Consider the following 24,598-nt stretch of genomic DNA (forward strand, 5'->3'; position numbering starts at 1 on the left):
TAACACTTTCTATTTTCCCACTACATCATGTTTGGTTTTTTCCGCAACTACTTTTCCAATGACCTAGCCATCGACCTAGGAACCGCCAACACCTTAATTTATATGCGTGAGCGGGGTATTGTCCTCGATGAACCTTCGGTTGTGGCAATTCGCCAAGAAGGTGGTCCAAACGGCAAAAAGACCATTTTGGCCGTCGGCAAAGAGGCGAAAGCGATGTTGGGTCGTGTTCCAGGGAATATTGAGGCCATTCGCCCAATGAAAGATGGCGTGATTGCCGACTTCACGATTACCGAACAAATGCTCAAGCAATTTATCAAGCTTGTGCACGAAAGTAAATTATTAAAGCCTAGTCCACGCATCATCATTTGCGTTCCTTGTGGATCTACTCAAGTTGAGCGTCGTGCGATTCGCGAATCTGCTTTAGGAGCTGGCGCATCACAAGTATTCCTCATTGAAGAACCAATGGCAGCTGCAATTGGTTCCGGCCTCCCGGTTTCAGAAGCAGCAGGCTCAATGGTGGTTGATATCGGCGGCGGCACAACTGAAGTTGGCGTGATGTCATTAGGTGGCATGGTTTACAAAGGCTCTGTTCGTGTTGGTGGCGATAAGTTTGATGAAGCGATTACCAATTACATTCGTCGTAACTACGGCATGTTGATTGGTGAACAAACTGCTGAACTGATTAAGAAAACGATTGGCTCTGCTTTCCCTGGTGCTGAAGTGCGCGAGATGGAAGTAAAGGGTCGCAATCTTTCAGAAGGTATTCCACGTAGCTTCACCGTTACAAGCAATGAAATTCTTGAAGCATTGACTGATCCATTGAATCAAATCGTGACTGCGGTAAAGGCAGCTCTTGAGCAGATCCCGCCTGAGTTGGCGTCTGATATTGCTGAGCGCGGCATGATGCTCACAGGCGGCGGAGCCTTATTGCGGGACCTCGATCGCCTCTTGCTAGAAGAAACTGGGTTGCCAATTCATGTGGCAGAAGATCCATTAACTTGCGTGGCTCGTGGTTGCGGTATCGCACTCGAGCGCATGGATAAGTTAGGCGGAGTGTTCTCGCACGAGTAAGCGACATACACGTCGACCAGGGAATTGCAACATAGCGCTCCACCACTTTTCAGACAGGGCATTCCGGCCTTACTTAAACTGATTGTCTGTCTGTCGATCAGCATCGCTCTGATGCTGATCGATTTTCGTTTCAAAGCACTCGACCCCATTCGCAATAACGTCAATTGGATTTTGCGTCCACTTGAATACGTCATGATGGCACCGCGCAATGCATTCGAAGCAACATCTGAATACTTCACAACCAGATCAACTCTTGATCAAGAAAACCAAGTAATGAAAGTACGTCAAGCAGAGCTTTCTTTGCTGGCAAATCAATCTGAGTTTTTGATGGTGGAAAACCAAAACCTGCGCGAGCTCATGACATTGCAAAAACAGGTTCCGTTCAAAACATTGCCGGTAGAAATTCTGTTTAACCCACCCAATCCAATTTCACAGCGCATCGTAATCAATCGCGGCAGTAACAATGGCCTGAAGCTCGGCAACCCGATTGCCAATGATTCGGGCATTTTGGGTCAGGTGGTCCGTCTCTACGAACGCTCTGCCGAGGTTTCCCTGCTAGAAGACCGTGATTTTGCGGTTCCAGTTCAAGTGGCCCGCAACGGCCTTCGTGCAGCTGTATTTGGCGCGGGGCGCGGCAATCCACTGGAACTTCGCTATTTACCGGTAGCCAGCGATTTGGAAGTTGGCGATATTTTGCTGACCTCAGGCATTGATGGTGTTTACCCCCCAGGATTCGCAGTAGCAGTGATTAGCAAAATTGAGCGCAATGTCGACAAGAACTCTTCCAACGTATTTTGTGTTCCTGTTGCAGCAGTAAATCGCTATCGTCAAGCGCTTGCACTTTTGTATGATCCGCAGATCGACGCTAAGGCAGCCACTGTTAACAACAAATCGGCTTCTGGTGCGCCACTAAGCAATACGCCTGGCAGGCGCCAAACTCGGGCGCGAGGAATGCAATGATCGATTTCCAGAGCGGCTACATTCTGCGCCCGGTAAATCCGGTCTTTATTTATTTCAGCCTATTTTGTGCGCTGCTATTAAACCTATTGCCCATTGGCAATTACGGCTGGGTTCCGGACTGGTTAATTCTGTGCATTGTGTTTTGGAACATTCATCAGCACCGTTATGTCAGCGTCATCACTGCATTCATTTTGGGCTTGATGATGGATGTGCATAATTCGGATTTATTAGGATTGCATGCATTTAGTTATTCTCTAGTTGCCTATCTTGCAATCTCATGGCATAGGCGTATCGTGGCCCTTACCGTTCTCTCGCAAGCCCTGCACCTGCTTCCTATTTTCTTATTGGTATCGCTATTTCCTGTGCTGGCACACTGGCTGCTCAGCGGTGAACTCTATTGGTGGGCTTTAACTGGCGCAATCCAGGCTTTGATTGAAGCGATGCTTTGGCCTATAGCCACCCGCATCTTGCTTGCGCCGCAACGTCGCCCTATAGATGTTGATCACAATCGACCCCTCTAAGAAGCGGCATGGTTTCTTTTAAAAAACCGAATCTCGACTCTTTTCAAGAGCGCATTCATATTGCGACTCTATTTGTCACGTTTTGCTTTTTACTACTCATCACCCGTCTTGTATGGCTACAACTAGTAAGCCACGGAAAATACGCACTTCTGGCTGAAAGCAATCGCATTGCCTTGGTTCCAGCGCCGGCAAATCGCGGGCTCATTATTGATCGCAATGGCATCGTTATTGGTCGAAATTATTCCGCCCTAACCTTGGATGTGAATGCCGAAGAAGTCAAAGGGAATGTAGATCAACTCATCAACGATCTTTCTGAAATCGTTGCTATTTCGCCTCGGGATCGTCGCAATTTCAAGCGCTCCCTGGAGGATTCTCGCAATATGGGCACTTTTCCCCTGCGTTCCATGCTCAACGAGACCGAAACTGCCCGGTTTATGGCAAATCGCTATCGCTTTCCTGGGGTAGAAATCCGAGCCAGAAGCTTTCGGGAGTATCCATACAACGAATTAGCCTCCCACCTAATTGGCTATATTGGCCGAGTTTCACAGCGCGACAAAGAGCGCATGCAGACTGAAATTGAGGGCGCCAAGGCCGATGATCCCGATGCTTTGCAGGCTTCTTTTTTACCTGGCATTCAGTACGTAGGCAAGATTGGTTTAGAGCAAAGTTATGAAACGGTATTGCGTGGCGTGCCTGGTTACGATCAAGTAGAAATTACTGCGGGCGGCAAACCAGTGCGCACACTTTCTAGCTCTCCTTCGGTTCCCGGCAAAAATGTAGTTCTCTCAGTTGATATCAAGCTTCAATATTTAGTTGAGCAACTGTATGGAAATTTCCGCGGTGCATTTGTGGCGATTGAACCGGAGACGGGTGACGTATTGGCTTTTGTCTCTAAGCCCAACTTCAATCCGAATGATTTTGTGGAAGGCATTGATTCAGTGACTTGGAAAGAGTTAAATGACTCACCACAGAAGCCACTCTATAACCGCCCACTAAAAGGCATCTATCCACCGGGATCAACATACAAACCTTTTATGGCATTGGCGGCCTTAGAAAATAAAAAGCGCACGCCATCACAAACTATTTCGGATCCTGGTTACTTTGATTTTGGTAACCACACCTTCCGGGATGATAAAAAAGGTGGTCACGGAATTGTCGATATGCAAAAGTCGATTGTTGAATCTTGTGACACTTATTACTACATGCTTGCCCGAGACATGGGCGTAAACATGATTGCCGATTTTATGAAGCCATTAGGCTTTGGTCAAATTACTGGCATCGATTTACAAGGCGAAGCAAGAGGTGTTTTGCCATCCACCGAATGGAAGAAAAATACTTTCAAAAAACCTGAGCAGCAAAAGTGGTACGAGGGTGAAACTATTTCCCTGGGTATTGGACAGGGTTACAACGCTTTCACAATTTTGCAGTTAGCCCATGCCATGGCAAATGTAGCCAATAACGGTATTGTGATGAAGCCTCACTTAGTCAAAGCTATTGAAGATCCATTTACTCGCAACAGAGTGCTGACAACCCCCAAAGAAAGTTATCGCATCGATCTCAATGCTGAGAATATTGAAGTGATCAAGAAGGCTATGGTCGAGGTTAATAACTCTGGCACATCTGCCGCAGCATTTAAGGGCACTGGATATCAAGTGGGCGGAAAAACCGGAACTGCGCAAGTATTTAGCTTGAACTCCAAAGATTACAAACATGGATCTACAGCAGAATTTTTGCGCGACCATGCCTTGTATATCGCCTTTGCTCCAGCGGATAAACCAACCATTGTGATTGCGATGGTTGTAGAGAACGCAGGCTTCGGCGCACAGTATGCTGCTCCGATTGCGCGTCAAGCATTGGACTACTACATTGAGGGCAAGTGGCCCAAGGAGGTTCCGGAATGGAAAAGAGCCCCTTAATCAAAGTTAAAGGATTTTTCTCCAGCATCTTCGCTGGTTTAGACCGCCAGCTAGGCCTTATTCTGCTTGGCTTAGCGGCCGTTGGCTTTTTTACTTTTTTATCTGCAAGTCAAAACACTCCCGTACAAATTGCAGATGAATTACGTAATCTCGCACTCTCGTTTCTAGTGATGTGGGTCGTTTCACGTATTCCACCAAAATGGTTAGAGATGGGTGCAGTTTGGATTTATGGATTTGGTGTTGCCCTCTTAATCGGGGTGGCCGCATTCGGACTCATTAAAAAAGGTGCGCGTCGCTGGCTCAATATTGGATTTGTCATTCAGCCATCTGAGATCATGAAGATTGCGATGCCGCTCATGCTTGCTTGGTACTTTCAAAAGCGGGAAGGCATTCAAAAATCCTGGGACTATGGTGTTGCTGCCGTGATCTTAGCTATCCCGGTTTTTTTAATTGCACGCCAACCAGATCTGGGAACGGCGCTCCTCGTTTTTGCGGCAGGGCTATACGTCATCATTTTGGCAGGGCTGCCCTGGAAATGGATACTGCCATTTGTGGGCTTAGGTGTTATTGGTATTTTGTTAATTATTATTTTTGGCGGCACCATTTGCGCCCACGATGTAGTGTGGCCATTTGTTCACGACTATCAGAAGCATCGTATATGCACTCTGCTAGATCCGACTAGCGACCCCCTTGGCAAAGGCTTTCATACCATTCAATCGATGATCGCAATTGGCTCTGGCGGATTTTTTGGCAAAGGTTGGTTCCAAGGAACACAAGCACATCTAGAATTTATTCCAGAAAAACATACTGACTTTGTCTTTGCGGTGTTCTCGGAAGAGTTTGGTTTATTGGGAAACCTGATATTGATTGCCTTGTTCTTCGCGCTCATTAAAAGAGGTCTAGCAATCTCAGCTAGCGGGCCAAACTTGTTTACACGCCTTTTAGGCGCATCAGTGACTTTAATTTTCTTTACCTATGCATTTGTCAACATTGGCATGGTGAGCGGTCTCTTACCAGTAGTTGGTGTGCCACTTCCATTTATTAGCTATGGCGGTACTGCATTAGTGACGCTTGGATTTGGCGCAGGAATATTAATGAGCATCCATCGTCATCGTCGTTTAGTGCAAAGTTAACTCAGCGCGGCGATGTATTGGATTGATTGAGATTCCTGAAGAAATAAAAAAGCCCGGCATGCCGGGCTTTTTATCAACAAAGGAAGAATTACTTCTTACGCTTGTTAACTGAATCTTTAAATGCTTTACCAGCAGAAAACTTAACAGTTTTTGCAGCAGCAATTTTGAGTGGCTCACCAGTTTTTGGGTTACGACCCATACGTGCAGCACGCTTGCCAGAAGCAAAAGTACCAAAGCCGATCAGTTGTACTGAGTCACCTTTAGTAACAGCTTTGATGATTGTGTCGATTGCAGAATTCAATGCGAATTCAGCTTTGGCTTTAGAAATCTCCGCGTCGTCAGCAATCGCTGCGATTAGTTCGGCTTTGTTCAAGTGAAGCTCCTTATAGATATTGATGTCAGCGCACATTACGCTTACATGATTTTAACCACAAAAAATTACAAAAATAAAGTTGCGTTACAGCAATTTTTTACTACGACTACAAATTACTCATCCAAAACGGTGATATCAGAAACAAAATACTCAGTATCGCCAAAACAGGTAGTTGGCAAACCAATGTGTTGCTCATACTTTAGGGCAACCTTTTTACCTAAATTAGCATTTATTTTTTGCGCCACAGCATCTTCACGCACCGTAAAGAGGAATTTTTCTGACATCGTGCCCGGCATAGAAACCATGGCTAATTCCCCTTCCCAAGTTTTGCATATATAACCGCGATTAGAGAATTTCTGCACGTACCCTGCGCGCTCTCCGCTGCCATAGCTCCAGGTGAGCATACCCCACGTGTAGAGTGAAATACCCACTAACCCAATTAAAACAAGGCTTAAGAGCCACTTTATAAAGCTATTCATAAGATCTTCCTTAGCAAAAATCCACATAAACCCTAATCCGGTTTTTAAACCCTCTGCTTGAAGTATATGGGCATCCGTCCATAAGAAATAGTCCATTTGGAGCTCATATACAAATTAAAATAACAACCATTACCTCACTTAGACAAAGCTCATGGAAATTCGTCACATTATTTTTTTTGTATTTATAGCATCGGCTGTTTACGTCTATTTCAGAGGAAAAGTTCGTTTTGGGGTCGTTAGATCCCTGACCGACTATCAAGTGCTTTTGGCGCCCGTAAATGCACTTTTGTATTTATTTTCAAAAGTAAAACCTGGCGCCTTTATTCCGGTAAGTCAATTTCCTGAAATGCAACCCATCCAAGATAACTGGGAAATGATTCGGCAAGAAGCACTTTCACTGCAGGAAGGCGGCTCTATTGCTGCGGCAACTGGATACAACGATATTGGCTTTAACTCCTTCTTTCGCACTGGGTGGAAGCGTTTTCATCTCTGCTGGTACGGAAAAGAGGTGCCCTCAGCCCAAGCAGGATGCCCCAAAACGGTTGCACTGCTTAAATCAATCCCTTCGGTCAAGGCTGCCATGTTCGCCTCTCTGCCTCCTGGAGCAACGCTGGTGCGCCATCGTGACCCCTACGCAGGCTCCTTGCGCTATCACATTGGCCTAACTACTCCCAACGACCCGAAATGTTTTATTGATGTGGATGGAGAGCGTTATTTCTGGAAAGATGGTGAAGCAGTGATGTTTGATGAAACTTACATTCACTTCGCCGCCAATGAAACAGATCAGCAAAGAATCATCTTATTTTGCGATGTCGAACGCCCAGTTCACACAAAGGCAGTTGCGCTATTCAATCGCTGGTTTGGACGCTATGTTATGAGCGCCGCATCATCCCAAAATGTTGAAGGTGAAAAAATAGGTTTCGTAAATATTTTGTTCACCTATTTCTACCATCTCCGCGCGCAAGCAAAAAAGCTTAAAGCAAAACATCGCTCCGTTTATTACGTGGGTAAGTGGGTGCTTATTTTGGGAATCTTGTGGGCAATTTTTTGGTAAGTACTGACTCTAAAATCATGGACTTAACAACTGCGTAATTTGCTCAGGACTGATAGGCCCCCAAATTTCCACTCGTTTCTTGCGGCTATTTTGACCAGAAACGAATTGAATTTGTTTTTGAGGCACCCTTAATTGCTTAGAAAGCCAAGCCAATAAGAGCTCATTAGCCTTATTTTCCAGGGCAGGCGCCTGTAAAGAAATCTTTAAACACCCATCATGCAGGCCAACGACCTTGGTCACCTTGGCTCCTGGCTGACAGTGCAAATTTAAGATAATTCCGGTGGGGGTTTGTTTTAACCAATTAGGCGTCATTAAAGTACTTTAAACTGAAAGCATGACGATGAAGAATTCTCAAGCGCTAGAGCAGCTATTTGCCAACAATCGCACCTGGGCCGAAAGCATGGTGGCAAAGGATGCCGATTTCTTTAAGCGCCTCGTTTCTCAGCAAGCTCCTGAATATCTGTGGATTGGCTGTTCTGATAGCCGAGTGCCGGCGAATGACATTGTGAACTTGCTTCCTGGCGAATTATTCGTTCACCGAAATGTTGCAAACGTAGTTGTTCATACTGATTTGAATTGCTTGTCTGTTATTCAATTTGCAATTGATTTACTAAAGGTAAAACACATATTAGTAGTAGGTCATTACGGTTGCTCTGGTGTTCATGCGGCGCTCACCGACAAGCGAGTTGGCTTAGCCGACAACTGGTTGCGTCACGTTAAGGATGTACATCAAAAACATGAGCGTTATTTAGGCGAAGCTATTCCAACCCCTAAGCGTCAAGATCGCCTTTGCGAACTCAATGTTATTGAGCAAGTGGTTAACGTATGCGAAACAACCATTGTGCAAGATGCTTGGGCACGCGGGCAAGATCTCACCGTTCATGGCTGGGCTTATCGCCTTGAAACTGGCCTAGTAAATGATTTGGGTATGTCGAGCAGCTCTATTGAAGAAATGGCAGAGCGCTATGCCAAATCCGTAAAGCGTTACGAATCAGAGCAAAACTAATTTGCTGAAGTCTTTTTCCAATCAAGTAGTCGTTGCTCTACTCAAGCTACTTGCACTCTTGCCATACAAGCTTCTGGTTGCGCTGGGCTACGGCCTTGGATATATTGCGGCTCGTATTCCAAGCGATAGAAATCGAGTCGTCAAAACAAATCTCCATTTATGCTTTCCAAAATTAAGTCCGGCTGAAATCAACGATCTTGCCAAAGAGCATTGGCGATTGCTTGGACGTAGTCTGGTAGAGAAAAGCATTATCTGGTGTGGCAGCTCCAAACAACTAAGCAATATGATTGAGGTGAAATCAGCAGTTGATCTTTCCAGCAAAAAACCACGCATCTTAGTAAACATGCATTTCACGGGGATTGAGGGCAGCATTATTTTGAGTGCACTCTCCAAAACAAAACATTGGCCGCGTACCTCAGGATTTTTTCAGAGAATGAAGAATCCCTTTTTTAATAAGCGAATTGTCGAATGGCGCAATCGTTTTGGCGGGAATTCAATTGATCGCCAAGGCAATGCAAAGGCGATCATCCGAGAAATTCGCAATGGAGACTTCATCATCATTGCGCCGGATCTTGATTTGGGTCTCAAGGATTCTGAATTTGTACCATTTTTTGGAATCCAAACAAACACCATTACCACCATTTCTCGCTTAGCAAAAATTACTGGTGCTGACGTATGCTTAATGACCACCACATTAAAAGCAGATGAATCAGGTTACCTTTGCGAAATTGGGAAGCCTTTAGAGAATTTTCCCGGGGCAGACCCCAAGTCTGATACCGCACGCCTTAATCAATACTTTGAGGAAGAAATTCGACTTAGGCCGGCCGAATACTACTGGGTTCATAAGCGCTTTAAAAATCGCCCAGATAATGGTCCGAGCCCCTATAACCCTTCTATCTAGGGGCCTTTTGTCCTATCATTAAGGGATGACTGAACGTATTGGGCTATTTGCCGATCTCCACAGCAATTTAGAAGCTTTTGATGCCTGCATGGCTCGCGCCGAGGAACTTGGCGTTACTCGCATGGTGTTTCTAGGTGACCTCGTGGGCTATAACGCCGATCCCGTCGCACTGCTTGAACGCGTTGCCGCGCTCGTAGAAAACAAAAAAGCGATTGCCATTCTCGGCAATCATGATGAGGCCGTTTTTAAAGATAGCCGCAATCAAATGAACGCTAGTGCCAATGCTGCCATTGAGTGGACAAAATCTCAACTAAACAATGGCCATATAGAGTTCCTTAAAAATCTTCCGCTGATGGTTCAAGAAGAGCGGATTTGTTTTGTGCATGCCTCTGCTTACAATCCGGCCGAGTGGAATTACATCACCGACAGCATGAGTGCATGGCGTTGCGTGCAAAGCTCTGGGAAAAATTACACTTTTGTTGGTCATGCACATGAGCAAGCGCTTTTTTATCAAAGCGCTGTTGGGAAACTCATTCGATTTGCACCACACCCCGGCGATGAAATTCCTGTGCTACCTCATCGCCAATGGGTCGGCGTTGTGGGCTCGCTTGGTCAACCCAGAGATGGCAATCCAGAAGCCTGCTTTGCCGTTTTTGAGCCCGCATCAGAAGCATTGACATTTCATCGCACACCCTACGACCACTACACTGCTGCAGAGAAAGTACGTCGCGCCGGCCTGCCAGAAGATCTGGCAAACCGCCTCATCACTGGCAAATAAATAATGTCCATCAATACCGATATTGAAGCAGTAGACGATATATTTCAAGAAGGCAAAGTAGTAGATGGATTTGTTTTAGGCAAGGAAGTTCACCGCGGCGGAATGGCTAGCCTTTTTTCAGCAACTAAAGAGGGAATAGATGTTCCTATTTTGCTGAAGATACCGCGTGTTGGTAGAGATCAACCAGTGGAGAGTTTGATCGGCTTTGAAACTGAACTCACTATCTTGCGCTCCCTAAAAAGTCCTTACGTTCCTCAATATTTAGGTTCGGGCAATATGGCCACGCGCCCTTATATTGCAATGGAAAGGGTTGACGGCCGCCCATTAGAGGACTACATAAAAGAAGGCAAAGTATTTACGATTGATGACGTCGTACGTATTGGCGCAGATTTAGCGCAAGCTGTTCAATCACTGCACTCACAAGATGCCATTCACCTAGATGTAAAGCCTGAAAATGTTTTGATTGATGAGAAGGGCAAGTTAACACTCATTGATTTTGGTTTGTCGCACCACGCTCGATACCCAGACTTGCTTGCAGAAGAGATGCGCAAAGGTATCGGCTCTGCACCTTATATCTCTCCTGAACAAGTAGCCGGCATTCGCTCTGATTCGCGCAGCGATATTTTTTCTATTGGCGTGATCATGTACGAGCTGCTGACTGGCGAGCTGCCATTTGGTAACCCTCAAACAATGAGCGGCTTGCGGAAAAGGATGTGGGCAGAACCCTTTCCGCCACGCGCCATTCGCAGAGAAATTCCTCGCTGGTTACAAGAGGTGGTGCTGAGATGTCTAGAGCCTCGCGCTGCAGATCGCTATCAAAGCGCTGCGCGTTTACGTCAAGTATTGCGAGACCCTGAGGGCGTTACGCTAACCGAACGCGCCGACCGCGTTGAGCCGCCTAGCTTTTGGGAAAACCTCAAAGGAATGTTCAAAGCGGCTGGTTACGAGCCCTCTCCTAGCCCTCGGCCCAGCATGGGCAACCTTGATGCGCCCCTCATGATTGCCGCAATAGATACACGTCAATCCGATGAAGCTCTGCGTGAGCGTATGCAACTCACAGCAAAGAATTTATTGCAGGCTTATCCTGAAAGTCGCCTAATTTGCCTAAGCACGATTGCCAGCACGCCAACGTATGAAGGCAATCACGAAAGTCAAACTGCTAGCGGTATCGTGCGTGGCCACTTAGTACAGCTGATGGAGTGGGCTAAACCACTCAAATTACCACCCGAAAGAATTTCTTATCACGTACTTGAGGCGCTTGATCCTGCGTCGCGAATCGTTGAATTTGCCAAAGACAATGATGCATCCCTCATTTTGATCGGAGCATCACATAAGTTGCCTAATAAGGTGACGCCTTGGAGAACCTCAATGACCAAAATCGTCGAAGAGGCTCCCTGTAGCGTTCACATTGTGCGCACTTAATTCTCAGCGCATTTTGTCCTGCTTTTGATCTAAGATTAGTTCCGGCTCTTGTGCTTCAATCCAGTTATCGCGATTGAGGACGCTAGTTAGCTGCTTTTGGTCTAGCTCACCAGTCCACTTGGCAACCACAATCGTAGCCACGCCATTGCCAACTAAATTCGTCAGCGCTCGTGCTTCAGACATAAAGCGGTCGATACCCAAGATGATGGCCAAACCAGCAACCGGAACATCTCCGACAGCAGAAAGAGTAGCTGCCAAAACGATAAAGCCACTACCAGTAACGCCTGCTGCACCTTTAGACGTCAGCAATAGCACCAGCAAGAGTGTGACCTCCTGCATGAGTGTCATTGGCGTATTGGTTGCTTGTGCGATAAATACTGCGGCCATTGTTAGATAAATAGAAGTGCCATCTAGGTTGAATGAATAACCCGTTGGAATAACGAGGCCAACACACGTTTTCTTGGCGCCCAACAGCTCCATTTTTTCCATCATACGTGGCAAGACGGATTCTGATGATGAAGTACCTAAAACAATTAACAACTCTTCTTTAATGTAGCGCACGAATTTAAAAATATTGAACCCATTAATTCGCGCGATGATTCCCAAAACAATAAATACAAATAGCAAGCAGGTTAAATAAAACGAGCCCATGAGCTTGCCCAATGAGAACAAAGAGCCAATGCCATATTTACCAATGGTGAATGACATTGCGCCAAATGCGCCAATAGGTGCGAACTTCATAATCACACCAATCATGTCAAAGAGAACATGGGATGTTTTTTCAATTAAGTCAAACACCATCGTTCCGCGACCGCCGAACTTATGCAATGCAAATCCAAACAAGATTGCAATAAAAAGGACCTGCAAAATTTCACCCTTAGCAAATGCATCAACCGCGCTGCTCGGGATAATATTCATTAAGAAATCCGTAGTGGTGCCCATTTTTCCGGGCCCGGTATACGCAGCAATTCCTTTGGTATCTAAGCTTGCAGGATCGATGTTCATGCCAGCGCCAGGCTGAAGCACATTCACCACAACCAAGCCGACCATCAAAGCAATAGTGCTCACAATCTCAAAGTACAACAGTGCTAGTCCACCAGTTTTGCCAACCTTCTTCATGTCTTCCATGCCAGCAATACCCAAAACTACCGTACAAAAAATAATGGGGGCAATTAACATCTTGATGCCTTTAATGAAGGCATCCCCAAATGGCTTCATTTCTGTACCCAAGCTTGGGTAAAAATGGCCCAGTAAAACACCAATTACAACCGCTGTAAGTACTTGAAAATAAAGGATTTTATAGATTGGTGGTTTTTTTAATGTAACGGTCATTTGGTCATCCTTTATTAAAATATGTGCTGGCTTTTTTATTTCGTCTGCCCCCATATTAACTCCAGGCCAATAATTGGCCCCAATACCGGATAATGCAAGCATGGAAGAAAAAGTACGCGTCTCAAAATTACTCTCCGAGCTTGGTCTTTGCTCCCGCCGTGAAGCGGATTCATATATTGAGCAAGGTTTAGTAACAGTAGATGGCGAAGTGGTTAACGAATTAGGCGTTCGCGCCTTCCGTCATCAAAAAATTGAATTGCAATCCGGGGCTAAAGCACAGCAAGCCTCTCGCATTACTGTCATCCTGAATAAACCCGTTGGCTATATTTCTCACTATGACGACGAGCAGGAATATCAACCAGCCGCCTCTTTGATTACCCCTGAAAATTACTTTGCCAGTCCGCTTGATAAAGGCAGAAGCCCTCGCTTCAATACTAAAGGACTGGCGCCGGCTGGCAGGCTGGATATTGACTCCACTGGCATGCTGGTTCTCACTCAAGATGGTCGTATTGCGAAATTATTGATCGGGGAAAATAGCCCCGTTGAAAAAGAATATTTAGTGCGCGTAGAGGGAGCCCTCTCTTTCGAAGATTTGGATCGCCTAAAACATGGCCTCTCTCTTGATGGTGTAGAACTCAAGCCTGCACAGGTAAGCTGGCAGAATGAAGATCAGCTTCGCTTTGTGTTGCGCGAAGGGCGTAAGCGCCAAATTCGTCGGATGTGTGAGATGGTGGGCCTCAAAGTGATAGGCCTCAAACGCGTCAGAATGGGTCGCATCTCATTGGGACCGCTTCCTCCCGGGCAATGGCGCTACGTAGGGGCTCATGAGCAGTTCTGAAGTGCATTGGCACGCTTATAATTGCCTCCGAACCTAGATTACTCAACGCAGAATTACCATCGAAACTCTTACCTCCAGCACTCCAGGCGCAGAAGTACTTAGACGTCGCAGCTTTGCGATCATCTCTCACCCAGATGCGGGCAAAACTACGCTTACAGAAAAGTTATTACTGTATGCGGGGGCTATTCAGATCGCAGGAAGTGTTAAAGCGCGCAAAGCTAGCCGTCATGCAACATCTGACTGGATGGAAATTGAAAAGCAGCGCGGCATCTCCGTAGCAAGCTCGGTGATGCAGATGGAATACCGCGATTGCATCATTAATCTATTAGATACACCAGGTCACCAAGACTTCTCAGAGGATACATACCGCGTGTTGACTGCGGTTGACTCTGCTCTCATGGTGATTGATGCGGCAAATGGTGTTGAATCTCAAACATTACGCTTGCTTGAAGTTTGCCGTGCGCGCAATACACCTATCGTGACATTCATTAATAAGATGGACCGCGAAGTTAAGCCTCCAATGGAATTAATGGATGAGATTGAAACCGCACTTGGCATAGAGGTAGTACCCTTCACTTGGCCAGTTGGCATGGGCAAATCCTTTGCTGGTGTGATTGATATAGCCAATGCTCGTATGCGCATGTTTAAAGCAGGCGAAGATCGCGTGACCGAAGACTCACATGCAGTGGTTGCCATAAATGACCCAGCCCTTAAAGAGCGCCTAGGCACAGACCTAGAAAACGCCTTGGCAGAAGTAGATCTCATCAAAGAAGCAATGCCTGCATTTGATCTCGAAGCCTTTCTAGCCGGCCGGCAGTCACCAGTCTTCTTTGGCTCGGCCATCAATAACTTTGGTGTGCGCGAGATTCTCAATACATTAGTAGAACTCGCACCGTCGCCAGGCTCACGCAAAGCCTTGCAACGCGAGGTCAGCCCTGCTGAGAACAAATTCTCAGCTGTTGTGTTCAAGATTCAGGCGAACATGGATCCCGCACATCGTGACCGTGTGGCTTTTTTACGCATCTGTTCTGGCCATTTTCAGCGCGGCATGAAACTCAAGATTTGTCGCAACGGCAAAGAAGTACGAACCAACAATGCGCTATCTTTCTTATCCCAAAGACGTGATATTTTGGATGAGGCTTTTCCGGGTGACATCATTGGCTTGCCAAATCATGGCTTGCTGCGCTTAGGCGATACCTTAACCGAAGGTGAGCAATTGCAATTTACGGGGCTCCCATTCTTTGCACCAGAAATTTTCCGCATGGTTGAGTCTGCCGATCCCTTGCGCTCCAAACAATTGCGTACCGGACTGATGCAGCTGGGAGAAGAAGGCGCCATTCAGGTCTTTAGGCCAATGGCAGGGGGTACGATGCTGCTTGGCGCTTTTGGTCAACTTCAATTTGAGGTGGTAAGCCATCGACTGCAAACCGAATATGGCGCAGAAGTACGGCTTCTACCTGCACGCTATAGTTTGGCTCGTTGGGTTAGCTCAGATGACCCTGTTGCCCTGAAAAAATTTACCCAAGAAAACATCCATCGCATGGCAGAAGACGTGGTGGGCGCATCTGTTTTCTTGGCATCACATAAATCAGAGCTAGATGTTGCCCAACAACGTTGGGAGTCCATTCAATTCCACGCGCTTAGAGAGCATGCCGGCTTAATTTATCAATCCGATTTGGCAGGCTAATTCGCCTGGCCGTTGTAATAACTTAGCGTGCTGTTTTGCAATCAAAGACAGAAACCAACTGCGTATCACTACTTCTGAACGAGGCAACCTTGCCGTACTGCGCACAATAGGCGCTAGCCTTCTGAGTTAATTGCTCAATTGATTCACTGCTACTGTTTAGAAAAGTAACGTGATTTGCATCGGATGCATCGGTGTATACCGCAGCACATGCTGCCAGCATAGACATGCAACATATGCTCAAGAGGGAATATTTTATCAATGCATTCATACAAAGATCCTTGATAGGTAATTTAAGATTCATGAGATCTTAGTTTTTCTATAACGGCCGCAGTGATATTGCTAGCAAGCGGCTTGTATATCAAAATGCCGGCAATCGCAACCGGGTAAGCCACCAACCATACCCCAAACCAAGCCCCAAAGAAATTTTCTGCAAAACCTATGCGCGCAAATGTAGTTGCAAGCGTAATGCTTAAAGACATCAAGCACCCCATGATTAAAGCAAATATAAGGTTTTGTATCTGAATCATGATCTAAACATAAAGTAGACGGCGCCCAATAAACAAAATCCCGCCCAGATGTAATCGGTTTTAAATGGCTCGCCCATGTAAAAAACAGCAAATGGAACAAATACACTGAGAGTAATCACTTCTTGGGCAATCTTGAGTTGTCCCAGACTAAAGAACTGATAGCCTATTCGATTAGCCGGAACCTGCAAGGCATACTCGAATAAAGCAATCGCCCAGCTAACTAAAACTGCAATCCACCATGGCTTGGCCGATAAGTTTTTTAGGTGCGCATACCAAGCGAACGTCATAAATACATTGGATAGTGCTAATAGGCCAATGAAGCTAATTGGGCTATTGAATATAGATAGATTGATCATGACTACATCATAGCTTCTAGGCTTGTTAACTGTTATTCTGGACTGTGATCACTATTGTGCGCCCTAGACAGGGGAATCTCTTGCAAAAGTCTTTGAGATTCATCATTCCATTACTCTAGGAAAACTCCATGGCTGTAGGCCAAAATCAAAGAACCAGAAAAAATGACTCTATGCTCACTAAAACAGGAAAAGCGCGCTTAGGCCCCCTGAATACCACCCAACTTAATAAGTTACTAGAATCGAGCACCAAACCCAAAGAGAAAAGCAAAATCTTGCGTGCACTCAGCAAACACAAAGTTGTTGCCGCATAATTAAAAAGCCCCGTTTAACCGGGGCTTTTTAATTTCATGGTTACAAATAACACTACGCTCTTTTTACCAGCATTCTTTTCCCAAGGATGACGGTAGACACAACCAACATAGCAAAGATTAAATTCATTACCGTGAGTGAATCGCCCAACAAAACGCTTGCTGCAACTAGAGTGCAAAACGGCTGAATTAATTGCACTTGACTGACACGTGCAATACCGCCAATCGCAAGGCCCTCATACCAAAAGAAGAAGCCAAGAAACATGGGAAATAAACTCAGATAGACAAAGCTAGTCCAGGCCACAACACCCGCATGAATATATTCAGGGCTGTAGGTGAGCCAACTCATCACAATGTTCAGCGGCAAGGAAATGACCAAGGCCCAAGAAATAACAGCGCGAGGATTCATATTTCTGGAGAGTTCGCCGCCCTCTACATAGCCAATGCATGCGCTGATCCCACCCAACACCAAAAGACCATCAATATACGTAAAGCTGCCGGAGCTTTTCAATAGAGCGTACAAAATGACCAAGCCCGCACCCAACAAAGACACTAGCCAGAATCCTAAGGAAGGGCGCTCTTTAAAGCGCAGCACTCCAATAACGGTTGTAGCAAGCGGCATCATCCCTAAAATCACTGCGCCATGTGAGGACGAACCTTGAGTCATGGCAACGGTGGTAAATATGGGAAAGCCAAATACAACGCCCAAGGCGATGACGACAAATTTCACGAAATCTACCTTGCTAGGTGCACCCTCTTTTTTGTAAGCAAGATAGGCGAGTGCAACTAGTCCTGCCAAAGTTGCTCTACCGAAAGCAATGAAATAAGGGTTAAAGCTTAAAACGGCAATCTTACTTACTGGTAGCGTTAAGCTAAAAATTAGAATGCCGACAAAACCAATCAGCATTCCCTTGCTTTCTTTATTCACTATCGCCCTTTGTCTTATGTTGTATTAATTGTATTAACAATCATCATGGCGTGGGCTGTAATATGTAAGTGCTCCATATGAAACTCAATGCCTATATTCAAGCCATCTATCTAGCAGCATCTGCTGGGACCCAGATGCTATCTGTCAGCACTGCTAAAGCCATGGCTGGTATTGGCCTTGAAGGCGACCGTTATGCGCTAGGCACGGGTGCCTATTCGGCCATTGAGCCAACTAAAGTGCGTCATATCAGCATCATTGCCGTATCTGGAATCAATACAGCCAATGACTGGTTAACAGCTGGTGATGAGCCTACTTTTGACGGCCCTGAAACACGCCGCAATATTGTGCTTGCAGGCATTGCGGCTTCCGAACTCAATGCCCTTGTAGGCAAACCATTTCAGATCGGCAGCATTCAACTACTCGGCACAGAACTATGCACCCCCTGCGAGAGACCGGCGCAATTACTGAGTAGGCTAAGCTTCATGGACGCATTCGAAGGGCGTGGCGGTATTCGAGCTGAGATTTTAAATTCCGGGGCCCTCACTGTGGGTGATAAGCTATTTATCGGGAATGAGGGGTGACATGATTCAATACCGCGACAACGCCATTATTAGCGCAGAACAAGCCATAGACTTATACAAGCGCTCGACTCTTGGAGAGCGCCGCCCCATTCATAACGTTCAAACATTTGAGGACATGCTCAAGAACGCCAATCTCACTATTACCGCTTGGAACGGCGAAGCTTTGGTGGGCATTTCTCGCTCTCTGACTGACTTCTCTTATGTAGCCTATCTTGCGGATTTAGCCGTTGATGAAAAATATCAACGCTCTGGCATCGGCAAGCAACTAATTGAGGAAACCAAGCTACGTCTTGGTCCTGAATGCATGATTGTGCTTTTAGCAGCACCCAAGGCGAATGAATATTACGAGCATATTGGCTTTGAACACAATCCGCGCGCCTGGACTCTCAAAAAGTAATTCCGTCTTTATCATTGCCATATGACTATTACTCGATTTTGCTTAGTTCGCCACGGAGAAACCGACTGGAATGCTGCGCACCGCCTTCAAGGCCACACTGACATTAGCCTCAATGCCAGAGGCTTAGCACAAGCAAGACAAATGGCGCGTGCCCTCAAAAATATTCAGCTGCAATTTGATGTTTTATATACTAGCGATCTTCAGCGTGCAGCCAAGACTGCACAAGCCATTGAAGAATTATTCGACACAACTGCGATCCCAAATGCCGCACTCAGAGAGCGCCATCTTGGCGCCCTGCAGGGGCTCACTACTGATGAAGCCCCAATGCGTGAACCAGATCTCTGGGAATCTCATCTCAGCAGAAATATTGAAGAAAACTTACGTAATGGAGAAAGCATTCAACAATTTGCAGATCGCATTAAAACTACGCTTATCGAGATCTGCAAACAACATCCAGGTAAAACTATTTTGCTGGTCAGTCATGGAGGCGCATTAGATATGATGTACAGAATTGCGAGCAATCAAGCTCTGGATGCAGAAAAGGCCGTTACCGTACCCAATGCCTCTGTCAACTGGATCAGTCATGATGGGCTTGCATGGAAAGTGAATAGCTGGGCAGATACAAGCCATCTAGAGGATTTATCTCTAGATAATCTAGATCTCTAGTAGCCCACAAGGGCTTATGATGCATACATGAAATCGATTTTTCGCATAACGACTCTTTTAATTGCCGCTGCAATCTATATTCCCGCCTACGCGTTAGATGATATTCCGGATGCACTTCCGGATCGCATTGTTGGCGATATCGGCGCGGCCGTTTACACCTCTAACTTACACATTGGCACCGAAGGCACTCAATCCTTAGCTCTGCCCTATGCCTTTTTTGACTATCAGCGTTTTTTCGCTCGCATTGATGAGGTAGGCATTAAGACCTTCAAGATGGGCTACGGCTATTTTGAAGTCATCGGAAAAATTAATTTAGATACCTACAAAGTAAAGTCGTCAATTAATGGCAACTCTATCAATCGAAGCGACCCAATACCCCTTGGCCTAGGAACTTTTCAGGAAACGCCCATTGGGGGATTTTTTGTTAATGCCTATCATGACTTCGGGAAGTCAAAAGGGGCGCTCTATGAATTTTTATACTTCGCCGAAATTGAAACCTATAAAAAAGTAATCGTCTATCCGCAAATTGGTGTGGAACGACAGTCAAGTCAATATGCTAATTACTACTATGGCATCAACCCTGGAGAGTCGACAGCTACTGGTTATGCGGCTTATAGCGCCCCCGCAACAAACAATCTTTTAGCGGGACTCATGGTGGAAATTCCAGTGGTGGATAACTGGTACATCAACGTGTATGGCAAACGCAAATGGATGGGTGGTGGAATTAATAACAGCCCAGTCATGAATCGCTCATTCCAAGACAATGTCTTTATGGCACTTGCGTATCGCTTTAAGTAAGCAGATAGAATCCGGCTTACTCTACATGGCGGCCTTAGAAAGACATGACTAAGATCGACAAGCCTGAAATTAACATCACCAGCTCCATCAGCAACAAAAATTTCTTTTCTGGTAACGCCAGAACAATTTTCTTAGAAAAGATCGAGCCTACCAAAACACAGCTTCCAATAAGAAGTCCCTGAATAACTGCAGTTACATTGAGGAAGCCGAGCTGATGAAATGTAATTCCCTTGGTAAACAGAATAGATAGGGTGCTTGCCGCCTCTGTGCCTAAGAAGGCGCCCTTGGTGAGGCCAAAGGCCAGAAAGAAAGGGGTGTTGATAGCGCCTGTAGTCGCAACAATGCCAGTCAAATAGCCAATAGCGGCCCCAACCAAGGCCATCTGCCAAAGTTTTAGATAAAAATTTTGGTTGCGCATCCAGCGACGAATCGGAATTAATGCGATTAAAAATATTCCTAAAGTTATTTCAATTAAATGTTCATCCAGTTGCACGAGAGTATTCACACCCAATATCGTGAATGGTATTGCAGCTAGGCTATAGACAAAACAAACGCGCCATTGAATCACACTCCACCACAAAAAAATACGAGAGAGATTGGCTACGGTGGCAACCAAAGCTATGACGGGAATGGCCTGAATAGGTCCATAAAAATAGACCAAAGCGGGCATCAATATGATGGTGGTACCAAAACCAATGACGCCACCTAAAACCCCAGCGCCCAGGCCCAATGAGCCAAGCACTATAGCCTGCAGAATTAGGTCAGGCATGTTTACTTATCTCAATTAAATTTTGAATGACAAGGTCAATGTAAAAAATTTCTTTCAAAAAAAAACAAAAGCCGCTCGAAGGTGGTTTAAGCTCCTTAAGCAGCCGAAGGAAGCAATAAATCAACTGCTGCTAACGCAGGCTGTAGGCATTTCCCATAAGGGTTTTTGTTGGCTAAAGTCGCAATTTAATCCATCCGGAGAGGTGGTACTGGCAAGACAACCGCTCAAAACCAGAGCGAATGAAGTCACAGTTAAAGCTAGGGCTATTTTGTTCATGTTGCAATACCTCACTTGAAATTCAGCTTTATAAATAATTTTGCATTAAGCCCAAAATGCTTTCATCATTGCAACATCAGCAATGCCCCTATCGTTCCCATACTTCAAATAGGGCGCAATCCATTTTGGATCAAGAAGATTCTCTACCTTAGATAAACCAGGCGGAAGACCAACAACAATGTGCTTGGTCTTTGTGCCGCCCCCCTCTAAATCTTTCACCTCTTGATTGATCGTATTGGGCAGAGAAGATAAACGCAATCCCTGCTTTTGCTCATTGATCGTTCCATCGCCTAAAGAAATCACAATGGCTCGTTTAACGCCGGCAATAACATCGCTATGCGTGCTACTTTGGCTCATGCCGCCATCCATACATAACCTATCCTTTATGAATGTAGGGCCAACCTGGCCTGGTGCTGAAGAGCTTGCGGCACAAGCAACGTTAATAGGAACATTATCGGCTTTTGACACAACAATACGCTGTCCCGTAAAGCAATCAATCGCCGTAGTAAACATTCCATCTGAAGGCCAAGCAGAAGCCGTTAGCAGCTTCTTCATTACCTTGTAGTGATTGGCTACACCATCAGGATTGAACGAAGCCATCGCAGCTTTGCCGATGCGCTGAATAGATGCGAGAGATCCATCACGCACCGTCAACTCGGCATGCTGCGCCCTTAATTGAGAAGCATTAAATTTCAATGCGGGCATCATTTCTGCAAGCAGTTTTGGGAAATCCGCAAAAAGATCCATCTCACCCATAAGACGCCACAAGTGCCCAGATGTCAGCATTGCGCCAAATATTGAACCTGCAGAAGTGCCGACCACAACATCTGCACCGCTTAAATCTACGCCAGCCTTCTTAAGCGCATTGCAGTACCCGGCATACCAAGCAATCAATGGAGTTCCGCCACCGCCCAACGCCAAACCTCGCTCCTTGCCTTGGGCGAACGGATTCTTAAATGGGGCTGGATGAACTAAACCATCATTCCAACTCGTTGTAGATTCAACATCTTTTTTAGCTGCCAAGGCCTCAACTTCTGCAATAGTGTTTGATGAAAAATTTTGTGCCTGGGCTAAAGCTTGTGTACTGGTAACTGCCGCGATGCCAGCAGCAGAAGTTTTTAAGAAATTACGGCGTGATGATGCAATCATATAGTTTCCATAAATAATGCTCGATTTATAGCGGGCCCTAACGGCAAAGGATCGTTTAAACAGCGAGCCTGTAGAGAGACCATCCCAAGTTCAAAGCAACTAATGCAATGAGCGTGAAAAAAGTAAATTTCATTCCGAGCACGCGCTTGCTGAAATCTGGCGGTGGAGTATTCATACCCTTTGCATGAATCAAACGTCCAATAATGAGTGAGACGCCTGGAATGGCCACCAACCACCAAGGGGCGCCATTTAACTCAAGACAAGCAATTAGGATAATTCCAATGGGAACGTATTCGGCAAAGTTGCCTTGTGTACGAATGGCCCTCTCAAGATCTTCGTGACCACCACTTCCTAGACCAACCTTATTTTTCCTTCTTAAGCCAATGACAGCAAAAGAGAGTTTGATAAAAATAATGGTTAAGGCAGCGGCAATAATTGAGGTGACTAATAGCATTCATATCTCCTTAGATAACTTCTAATACCTTGCTTAAAGAATTGCCTTCATAGTTTGGTTTTTCACCAATCTCTTCAAAAGGGTGACCAAGGCGATTGACCCAAAACACATCAAAGCCATACCACTTTGCAGCTAGAGCATCCCAAGCATTACTCGACACAAAGAGAATTTCTTCCTTCTTGACGGGAAATGCTTTTAGTAAAAGCTCATAGGCTTGTGGAGCCGTTTTAAATAGACGCACTTCCTCAATTGTTACAACCTTATCTAAGTAAGGCTTTACTCCGTTGCTCTCCACTACAGTAGCGAGCATCTCTCTACTGCCATTAGACAGTATGGCCGTAGATAAACCTTTTTCTTTAATAGCTTTGAGAACACTCACGCTATCTTCAAAACCAGTGAGCTTGGCATACTGATCCATCAATCGCTTCTCATATTCTGGCGAGAGATTTAAGTTCATGCGTTTACAGACATATCGCAATGAGCGAATGGTTAGCTCCCAAAACGGGAGATAGTGCTTACTGCCGCTAGGATTGGGATCGCTCATCGTCACTAAGCGGGTATATTCAATTTGACGATCGCGCCACATTAAAGCAAAGGCCTGTCCATGACCCGGAAACAATTCTTCTGCCAACTGCCCCATGGAATACACATCAAATAATGTGCCATAGGCATCAAAAGCGATTAGCTTATACATGTGTTTCTTGCTTTCTAGTATGAATTTCTATTGTCATTTAATCAGAAAATTTAGCCAACGCATGCCACCCAAAACTAAGAAGGGGGAGCATATCTTTAGCAAAACCAGTGACTTCTTTAATTAACTCTTTAGAGCAAATCGTTGATCTGGGCAACTGCTTTCTAATAATCCAGCCCTTGAGTTTGATTGCTCGTTCAACCTCTGGCGGGACATCATTAAAGCCCCTCGGAATGCGGGCCAATGTGTTGGAATAATCCAGCTCATAGCCTTTTCTTTTTAGAGACTTCTCAAGCGAAATCCAAGCCTTAGGGCTATCTAAAATTCCCTGTCTGAGCTTTTTTAGATTGTGGGCTTCTGGCTGTAAATAACCTGCAGCACATCTACTACCCAGGGGATCTAAACGAAAATACAAAACGCCGGGAGAGTGCTTGTCGCCAGTTCTCGTAAAGAGCCCGCTGGCATGCATGTTGTAAGGATGCTTTGCTTTTGAAAACCGAGCATCTCGATTAATTCTAAAGAGAGATTTTTTAGGATCACCCCACAAGGGCACATCTTTTTTAGCGAGACTCTCAGACAAGACATCTGTAAAGTGCTTCATGGGTTCGCGCACAAACTCTTCATATTCCGAGCGATGCTCAGAAAACCAAATTCTAGTTTGATTGTTGGTAAGCTCTTCTAGAAATTTGAAAGCTTTCGGACTAAATCCAATAAATTCACTCATTGCAGTAAGGGGCGAGGATGCCAAGCCTAACCCGGTTGTTTAAACCGCTGCTGCTTTTCCTCAGGACTCATGTTGTCCCATTTAGCTCTTCGTGCTTTCATTTCTGCCTGCTCTTCGGGTGTTAGCCCATCAAAGAAAGCCTTTCTCTCGGCCTTCATTTTTTCTTTTTGTTCAGGAGTAATGGATTGCCATTGAGCCTTCATTTTTTCCTGAACCAGCTTGCGATCTTCGGGACTTAAGGCCTTCATTTGATTGCGCCTTTGATGCCAATACGCTTTGCGCTCCTCTGGTGTTGCCTTCAGCAATGCAGCATCTATTTGCTTCATCTGCTCAAAGCGCTGATCAAAGGTGAGATTGATGTTGGCCAAAGGATTTGGTGGCTCAGGTATGGCAGCACCAGCCAAGGAAATCACAGAAACACTAAATAGCGCTCCAACTACCCATTTTTTAGAAATCATCGCCTCATCTCCCGCCGGTTATGAACCATTCTAATCCTGGTCAGG

The 24,598-nt window shown here is 45.6% G+C and carries 31 protein-coding genes; 17 read left to right on the forward strand and 14 right to left on the reverse strand.

Annotated elements, in window-relative coordinates; translation table 11 throughout:
* Window positions 1-27: 27 nt before the first annotated feature.
* From FD963_RS10045 to rodA, 5 genes are read left to right on the forward strand one after another with little or no spacing between them, the layout of a single operon-like run.
* Window positions 28-1,071, forward strand: coding sequence for a rod shape-determining protein (locus FD963_RS10045; protein WP_215362376.1), 1,044 nt, complete (start codon window positions 28-30; stop codon window positions 1,069-1,071).
* A gap of 24 nt (window positions 1,072-1,095) precedes the next feature.
* Window positions 1,096-2,031, forward strand: coding sequence for a rod shape-determining protein MreC (gene mreC / locus FD963_RS10050; protein ID WP_215362377.1), 936 nt, complete (start codon window positions 1,096-1,098; stop codon window positions 2,029-2,031).
* Window positions 2,028-2,552 (forward strand): rod shape-determining protein MreD, encoded by a 525-nt coding sequence (mreD, locus tag FD963_RS10055; protein WP_215362378.1) that lies wholly within the window; start codon window positions 2,028-2,030, stop codon window positions 2,550-2,552. Before mreC ends, mreD begins: the two co-directional genes overlap by 4 nt.
* Window positions 2,553-2,560: 8 nt before the next feature.
* Entirely contained in the window at window positions 2,561-4,468 is a 1,908-nt protein-coding gene (gene mrdA, locus FD963_RS10060; RefSeq protein ID WP_215362379.1) for a penicillin-binding protein 2, read from the forward strand.
* Window positions 4,450-5,601: a rod shape-determining protein RodA gene (gene rodA, locus FD963_RS10065; protein WP_215362380.1), complete on the forward strand. Its 1,152-nt coding sequence runs from the start codon at window positions 4,450-4,452 to the stop codon at window positions 5,599-5,601. Before mrdA ends, rodA begins: the two co-directional genes overlap by 19 nt.
* Window positions 5,602-5,689: 88 nt before the next feature.
* Here the strand turns inward: rodA and FD963_RS10070 are convergent, their stop codons facing one another.
* Window positions 5,690-5,974: an HU family DNA-binding protein gene (locus tag FD963_RS10070; protein WP_048812313.1), complete on the reverse strand. Its 285-nt coding sequence runs from the start codon at window positions 5,972-5,974 to the stop codon at window positions 5,690-5,692.
* Between the two features lie 113 nt (window positions 5,975-6,087).
* Window positions 6,088-6,549 (reverse strand): hypothetical protein, encoded by a 462-nt coding sequence (locus FD963_RS10075; protein ID WP_251367234.1) that lies wholly within the window; start codon window positions 6,547-6,549, stop codon window positions 6,088-6,090.
* Window positions 6,550-6,610: 61 nt separating this feature from the next.
* On the opposite strand from FD963_RS10075, the gene FD963_RS10080 reads away from it, so the two are divergent.
* Window positions 6,611-7,507, forward strand: a complete 897-nt coding sequence (locus FD963_RS10080) for an aspartyl/asparaginyl beta-hydroxylase domain-containing protein (protein WP_215364007.1) — start codon at window positions 6,611-6,613, stop codon at window positions 7,505-7,507.
* A gap of 15 nt (window positions 7,508-7,522) precedes the next feature.
* On the opposite strand, the gene FD963_RS10085 is transcribed toward FD963_RS10080, so the two are convergent.
* Window positions 7,523-7,747, reverse strand: coding sequence for a DUF167 domain-containing protein (locus FD963_RS10085; RefSeq protein ID WP_215362381.1), 225 nt, complete (start codon window positions 7,745-7,747; stop codon window positions 7,523-7,525).
* Window positions 7,748-7,841: 94 nt separating this feature from the next.
* On the opposite strand from FD963_RS10085, the gene can reads away from it, so the two are divergent.
* From can to FD963_RS10105, 4 genes are read left to right on the forward strand one after another with little or no spacing between them, the layout of a single operon-like run.
* Entirely contained in the window at window positions 7,842-8,513 is a 672-nt protein-coding gene (gene can, locus FD963_RS10090; RefSeq protein WP_215362382.1) for a carbonate dehydratase, read from the forward strand.
* Between the two features lies 1 nt (window position 8,514).
* On the forward strand, window positions 8,515-9,414 hold the full coding sequence (locus FD963_RS10095; protein WP_215362383.1) for a lipid A biosynthesis acyltransferase: 900 nt from the start codon (window positions 8,515-8,517) through the stop codon (window positions 9,412-9,414).
* A gap of 25 nt (window positions 9,415-9,439) precedes the next feature.
* Window positions 9,440-10,192 carry a metallophosphoesterase gene (locus FD963_RS10100; RefSeq protein ID WP_215362384.1) on the forward strand — a complete coding sequence of 251 codons (753 nt, stop codon included), beginning with the start codon at window positions 9,440-9,442 and terminating at the stop codon, window positions 10,190-10,192.
* 3 nt (window positions 10,193-10,195) lie between these two features.
* On the forward strand, window positions 10,196-11,614 hold the full coding sequence (locus FD963_RS10105) for a protein kinase (RefSeq protein WP_215362385.1): 1,419 nt from the start codon (window positions 10,196-10,198) through the stop codon (window positions 11,612-11,614).
* Window positions 11,615-11,617: 3 nt separating this feature from the next.
* On the opposite strand, the gene FD963_RS10110 is transcribed toward FD963_RS10105, so the two are convergent.
* Entirely contained in the window at window positions 11,618-12,946 is a 1,329-nt protein-coding gene (locus FD963_RS10110; protein WP_215362386.1) for a dicarboxylate/amino acid:cation symporter, read from the reverse strand.
* A gap of 100 nt (window positions 12,947-13,046) precedes the next feature.
* On the opposite strand from FD963_RS10110, the gene FD963_RS10115 reads away from it, so the two are divergent.
* Window positions 13,047-13,784: a pseudouridine synthase gene (locus FD963_RS10115; RefSeq protein ID WP_215362387.1), complete on the forward strand. Its 738-nt coding sequence runs from the start codon at window positions 13,047-13,049 to the stop codon at window positions 13,782-13,784.
* A 58-nt stretch (window positions 13,785-13,842) separates the two neighbouring features.
* A complete protein-coding gene (locus FD963_RS10120) occupies window positions 13,843-15,471 on the forward strand; it encodes a peptide chain release factor 3 (protein WP_215364010.1) in 1,629 nt (542 codons plus the stop codon).
* A 22-nt stretch (window positions 15,472-15,493) separates the two neighbouring features.
* Here FD963_RS10120 and FD963_RS10125 read toward each other — a convergent pair whose 3' ends face one another.
* The 3 genes from FD963_RS10125 to FD963_RS10135 form a co-directional block, all read right to left on the reverse strand.
* Window positions 15,494-15,697 (reverse strand): hypothetical protein, encoded by a 204-nt coding sequence (locus FD963_RS10125; RefSeq protein ID WP_215362388.1) that lies wholly within the window; start codon window positions 15,695-15,697, stop codon window positions 15,494-15,496.
* 64 nt (window positions 15,698-15,761) lie between these two features.
* On the reverse strand, window positions 15,762-15,998 hold the full coding sequence (locus FD963_RS10130; RefSeq protein WP_215362389.1) for a DUF2798 domain-containing protein: 237 nt from the start codon (window positions 15,996-15,998) through the stop codon (window positions 15,762-15,764).
* Window positions 15,995-16,354 (reverse strand): DMT family protein, encoded by a 360-nt coding sequence (locus FD963_RS10135; protein WP_215362390.1) that lies wholly within the window; start codon window positions 16,352-16,354, stop codon window positions 15,995-15,997. Before FD963_RS10135 ends, FD963_RS10130 begins: the two co-directional genes overlap by 4 nt.
* 128 nt (window positions 16,355-16,482) lie before the next feature.
* On the opposite strand from FD963_RS10135, the gene FD963_RS10140 reads away from it, so the two are divergent.
* Complete coding sequence (locus FD963_RS10140) at window positions 16,483-16,665, forward strand: hypothetical protein (protein ID WP_215362391.1); 183 nt, start codon at window positions 16,483-16,485, stop codon at window positions 16,663-16,665.
* A 52-nt stretch (window positions 16,666-16,717) separates the two neighbouring features.
* Here FD963_RS10140 and FD963_RS10145 read toward each other — a convergent pair whose 3' ends face one another.
* Window positions 16,718-17,590 (reverse strand): DMT family transporter, encoded by an 873-nt coding sequence (locus FD963_RS10145; protein WP_251367235.1) that lies wholly within the window; start codon window positions 17,588-17,590, stop codon window positions 16,718-16,720.
* Between the two features lie 77 nt (window positions 17,591-17,667).
* Between FD963_RS10145 and FD963_RS10150 the strand changes: the two genes are divergently transcribed.
* From FD963_RS10150 to FD963_RS10165, 4 genes are read left to right on the forward strand one after another with little or no spacing between them, the layout of a single operon-like run.
* Window positions 17,668-18,171 carry an MOSC domain-containing protein gene (locus FD963_RS10150; RefSeq protein ID WP_251367236.1) on the forward strand — a complete coding sequence of 168 codons (504 nt, stop codon included), beginning with the start codon at window positions 17,668-17,670 and terminating at the stop codon, window positions 18,169-18,171.
* 1 nt (window position 18,172) lies between these two features.
* On the forward strand, window positions 18,173-18,568 hold the full coding sequence (locus FD963_RS10155) for a GNAT family N-acetyltransferase (protein WP_215362392.1): 396 nt from the start codon (window positions 18,173-18,175) through the stop codon (window positions 18,566-18,568).
* 21 nt (window positions 18,569-18,589) lie between these two features.
* Window positions 18,590-19,234: a histidine phosphatase family protein gene (locus tag FD963_RS10160; RefSeq protein WP_215362393.1), complete on the forward strand. Its 645-nt coding sequence runs from the start codon at window positions 18,590-18,592 to the stop codon at window positions 19,232-19,234.
* Window positions 19,235-19,261: 27 nt separating this feature from the next.
* On the forward strand, window positions 19,262-20,032 hold the full coding sequence (locus FD963_RS10165) for a MipA/OmpV family protein (protein WP_215362394.1): 771 nt from the start codon (window positions 19,262-19,264) through the stop codon (window positions 20,030-20,032).
* A gap of 34 nt (window positions 20,033-20,066) precedes the next feature.
* On the opposite strand, the gene FD963_RS10170 is transcribed toward FD963_RS10165, so the two are convergent.
* The 6 genes from FD963_RS10170 to FD963_RS10195 all read right to left on the reverse strand — a co-directional run bounded on the left by FD963_RS10170 (window position 20,067) and on the right by FD963_RS10195 (window position 24,553).
* On the reverse strand, window positions 20,067-20,801 hold the full coding sequence (locus FD963_RS10170; protein ID WP_215362395.1) for a sulfite exporter TauE/SafE family protein: 735 nt from the start codon (window positions 20,799-20,801) through the stop codon (window positions 20,067-20,069).
* Window positions 20,802-21,122: 321 nt separating this feature from the next.
* Window positions 21,123-22,226 (reverse strand): patatin-like phospholipase family protein, encoded by a 1,104-nt coding sequence (locus tag FD963_RS10175; RefSeq protein WP_215364016.1) that lies wholly within the window; start codon window positions 22,224-22,226, stop codon window positions 21,123-21,125.
* A 55-nt stretch (window positions 22,227-22,281) separates the two neighbouring features.
* Window positions 22,282-22,680 carry an MAPEG family protein gene (locus FD963_RS10180; protein ID WP_215362396.1) on the reverse strand — a complete coding sequence of 133 codons (399 nt, stop codon included), beginning with the start codon at window positions 22,678-22,680 and terminating at the stop codon, window positions 22,282-22,284.
* A 10-nt stretch (window positions 22,681-22,690) separates the two neighbouring features.
* Window positions 22,691-23,374 carry a haloacid dehalogenase type II gene (locus FD963_RS10185; protein WP_215362397.1) on the reverse strand — a complete coding sequence of 228 codons (684 nt, stop codon included), beginning with the start codon at window positions 23,372-23,374 and terminating at the stop codon, window positions 22,691-22,693.
* Window positions 23,375-23,411: 37 nt separating this feature from the next.
* Window positions 23,412-24,095 carry a DUF2461 domain-containing protein gene (locus FD963_RS10190; protein WP_215362398.1) on the reverse strand — a complete coding sequence of 228 codons (684 nt, stop codon included), beginning with the start codon at window positions 24,093-24,095 and terminating at the stop codon, window positions 23,412-23,414.
* 26 nt (window positions 24,096-24,121) lie between these two features.
* Entirely contained in the window at window positions 24,122-24,553 is a 432-nt protein-coding gene (locus tag FD963_RS10195) for a DUF3106 domain-containing protein (RefSeq protein ID WP_215362399.1), read from the reverse strand.
* Between the last annotated feature and the right edge of the window lie 45 nt (window positions 24,554-24,598).

It is taken from the genome of Polynucleobacter sp. JS-JIR-II-50, from assembly GCF_018687895.1.
Classification (GTDB): Bacteria; Pseudomonadota; Gammaproteobacteria; order Burkholderiales; family Burkholderiaceae; genus Polynucleobacter.

What these genes read in the sequence shown, in the direction of transcription:
- FD963_RS10140 (WP_215362391.1), top strand. Translation starts at nt 16,483, where the DNA reads ATGGCTGTAGGCCAAAATCAAAGAACCAGAAAAAATGACTCTATGCTC.
- FD963_RS10175 (WP_215364016.1), bottom strand. Translation starts at nt 22,226, where the DNA reads ATGATTGCATCATCACGCCGTAATTTCTTAAAAACTTCTGCTGCTGGC.
- mreD (WP_215362378.1), top strand. Translation starts at nt 2,028, where the DNA reads ATGATCGATTTCCAGAGCGGCTACATTCTGCGCCCGGTAAATCCGGTC.
- FD963_RS10110 (WP_215362386.1), bottom strand. Translation starts at nt 12,946, where the DNA reads ATGACCGTTACATTAAAAAAACCACCAATCTATAAAATCCTTTATTTT.
- FD963_RS10180 (WP_215362396.1), bottom strand. Translation starts at nt 22,680, where the DNA reads ATGCTATTAGTCACCTCAATTATTGCCGCTGCCTTAACCATTATTTTT.
- FD963_RS10100 (WP_215362384.1), top strand. Translation starts at nt 9,440, where the DNA reads ATGACTGAACGTATTGGGCTATTTGCCGATCTCCACAGCAATTTAGAA.
- FD963_RS10185 (WP_215362397.1), bottom strand. Translation starts at nt 23,374, where the DNA reads ATGTATAAGCTAATCGCTTTTGATGCCTATGGCACATTATTTGATGTG.
- FD963_RS10045 (WP_215362376.1), top strand. Translation starts at nt 28, where the DNA reads ATGTTTGGTTTTTTCCGCAACTACTTTTCCAATGACCTAGCCATCGAC.
- FD963_RS10170 (WP_215362395.1), bottom strand. Translation starts at nt 20,801, where the DNA reads ATGCCTGACCTAATTCTGCAGGCTATAGTGCTTGGCTCATTGGGCCTG.
- FD963_RS10195 (WP_215362399.1), bottom strand. Translation starts at nt 24,553, where the DNA reads ATGATTTCTAAAAAATGGGTAGTTGGAGCGCTATTTAGTGTTTCTGTG.
- FD963_RS10125 (WP_215362388.1), bottom strand. Translation starts at nt 15,697, where the DNA reads ATGTCTATGCTGGCAGCATGTGCTGCGGTATACACCGATGCATCCGAT.
- FD963_RS10160 (WP_215362393.1), top strand. Translation starts at nt 18,590, where the DNA reads ATGACTATTACTCGATTTTGCTTAGTTCGCCACGGAGAAACCGACTGG.
- can (WP_215362382.1), top strand. Translation starts at nt 7,842, where the DNA reads ATGACGATGAAGAATTCTCAAGCGCTAGAGCAGCTATTTGCCAACAAT.
- FD963_RS10165 (WP_215362394.1), top strand. Translation starts at nt 19,262, where the DNA reads ATGAAATCGATTTTTCGCATAACGACTCTTTTAATTGCCGCTGCAATC.
- FD963_RS10135 (WP_215362390.1), bottom strand. Translation starts at nt 16,354, where the DNA reads ATGATCAATCTATCTATATTCAATAGCCCAATTAGCTTCATTGGCCTA.
- FD963_RS10115 (WP_215362387.1), top strand. Translation starts at nt 13,047, where the DNA reads ATGGAAGAAAAAGTACGCGTCTCAAAATTACTCTCCGAGCTTGGTCTT.
- FD963_RS10105 (WP_215362385.1), top strand. Translation starts at nt 10,196, where the DNA reads ATGTCCATCAATACCGATATTGAAGCAGTAGACGATATATTTCAAGAA.
- FD963_RS10150 (WP_251367236.1), top strand. Translation starts at nt 17,668, where the DNA reads ATGAAACTCAATGCCTATATTCAAGCCATCTATCTAGCAGCATCTGCT.
- FD963_RS10075 (WP_251367234.1), bottom strand. Translation starts at nt 6,549, where the DNA reads ATGGACTATTTCTTATGGACGGATGCCCATATACTTCAAGCAGAGGGT.
- FD963_RS10130 (WP_215362389.1), bottom strand. Translation starts at nt 15,998, where the DNA reads ATGATTCAGATACAAAACCTTATATTTGCTTTAATCATGGGGTGCTTG.
- mrdA (WP_215362379.1), top strand. Translation starts at nt 2,561, where the DNA reads ATGGTTTCTTTTAAAAAACCGAATCTCGACTCTTTTCAAGAGCGCATT.
- FD963_RS10155 (WP_215362392.1), top strand. Translation starts at nt 18,173, where the DNA reads ATGATTCAATACCGCGACAACGCCATTATTAGCGCAGAACAAGCCATA.
- rodA (WP_215362380.1), top strand. Translation starts at nt 4,450, where the DNA reads ATGGAAAAGAGCCCCTTAATCAAAGTTAAAGGATTTTTCTCCAGCATC.
- FD963_RS10190 (WP_215362398.1), bottom strand. Translation starts at nt 24,095, where the DNA reads ATGAGTGAATTTATTGGATTTAGTCCGAAAGCTTTCAAATTTCTAGAA.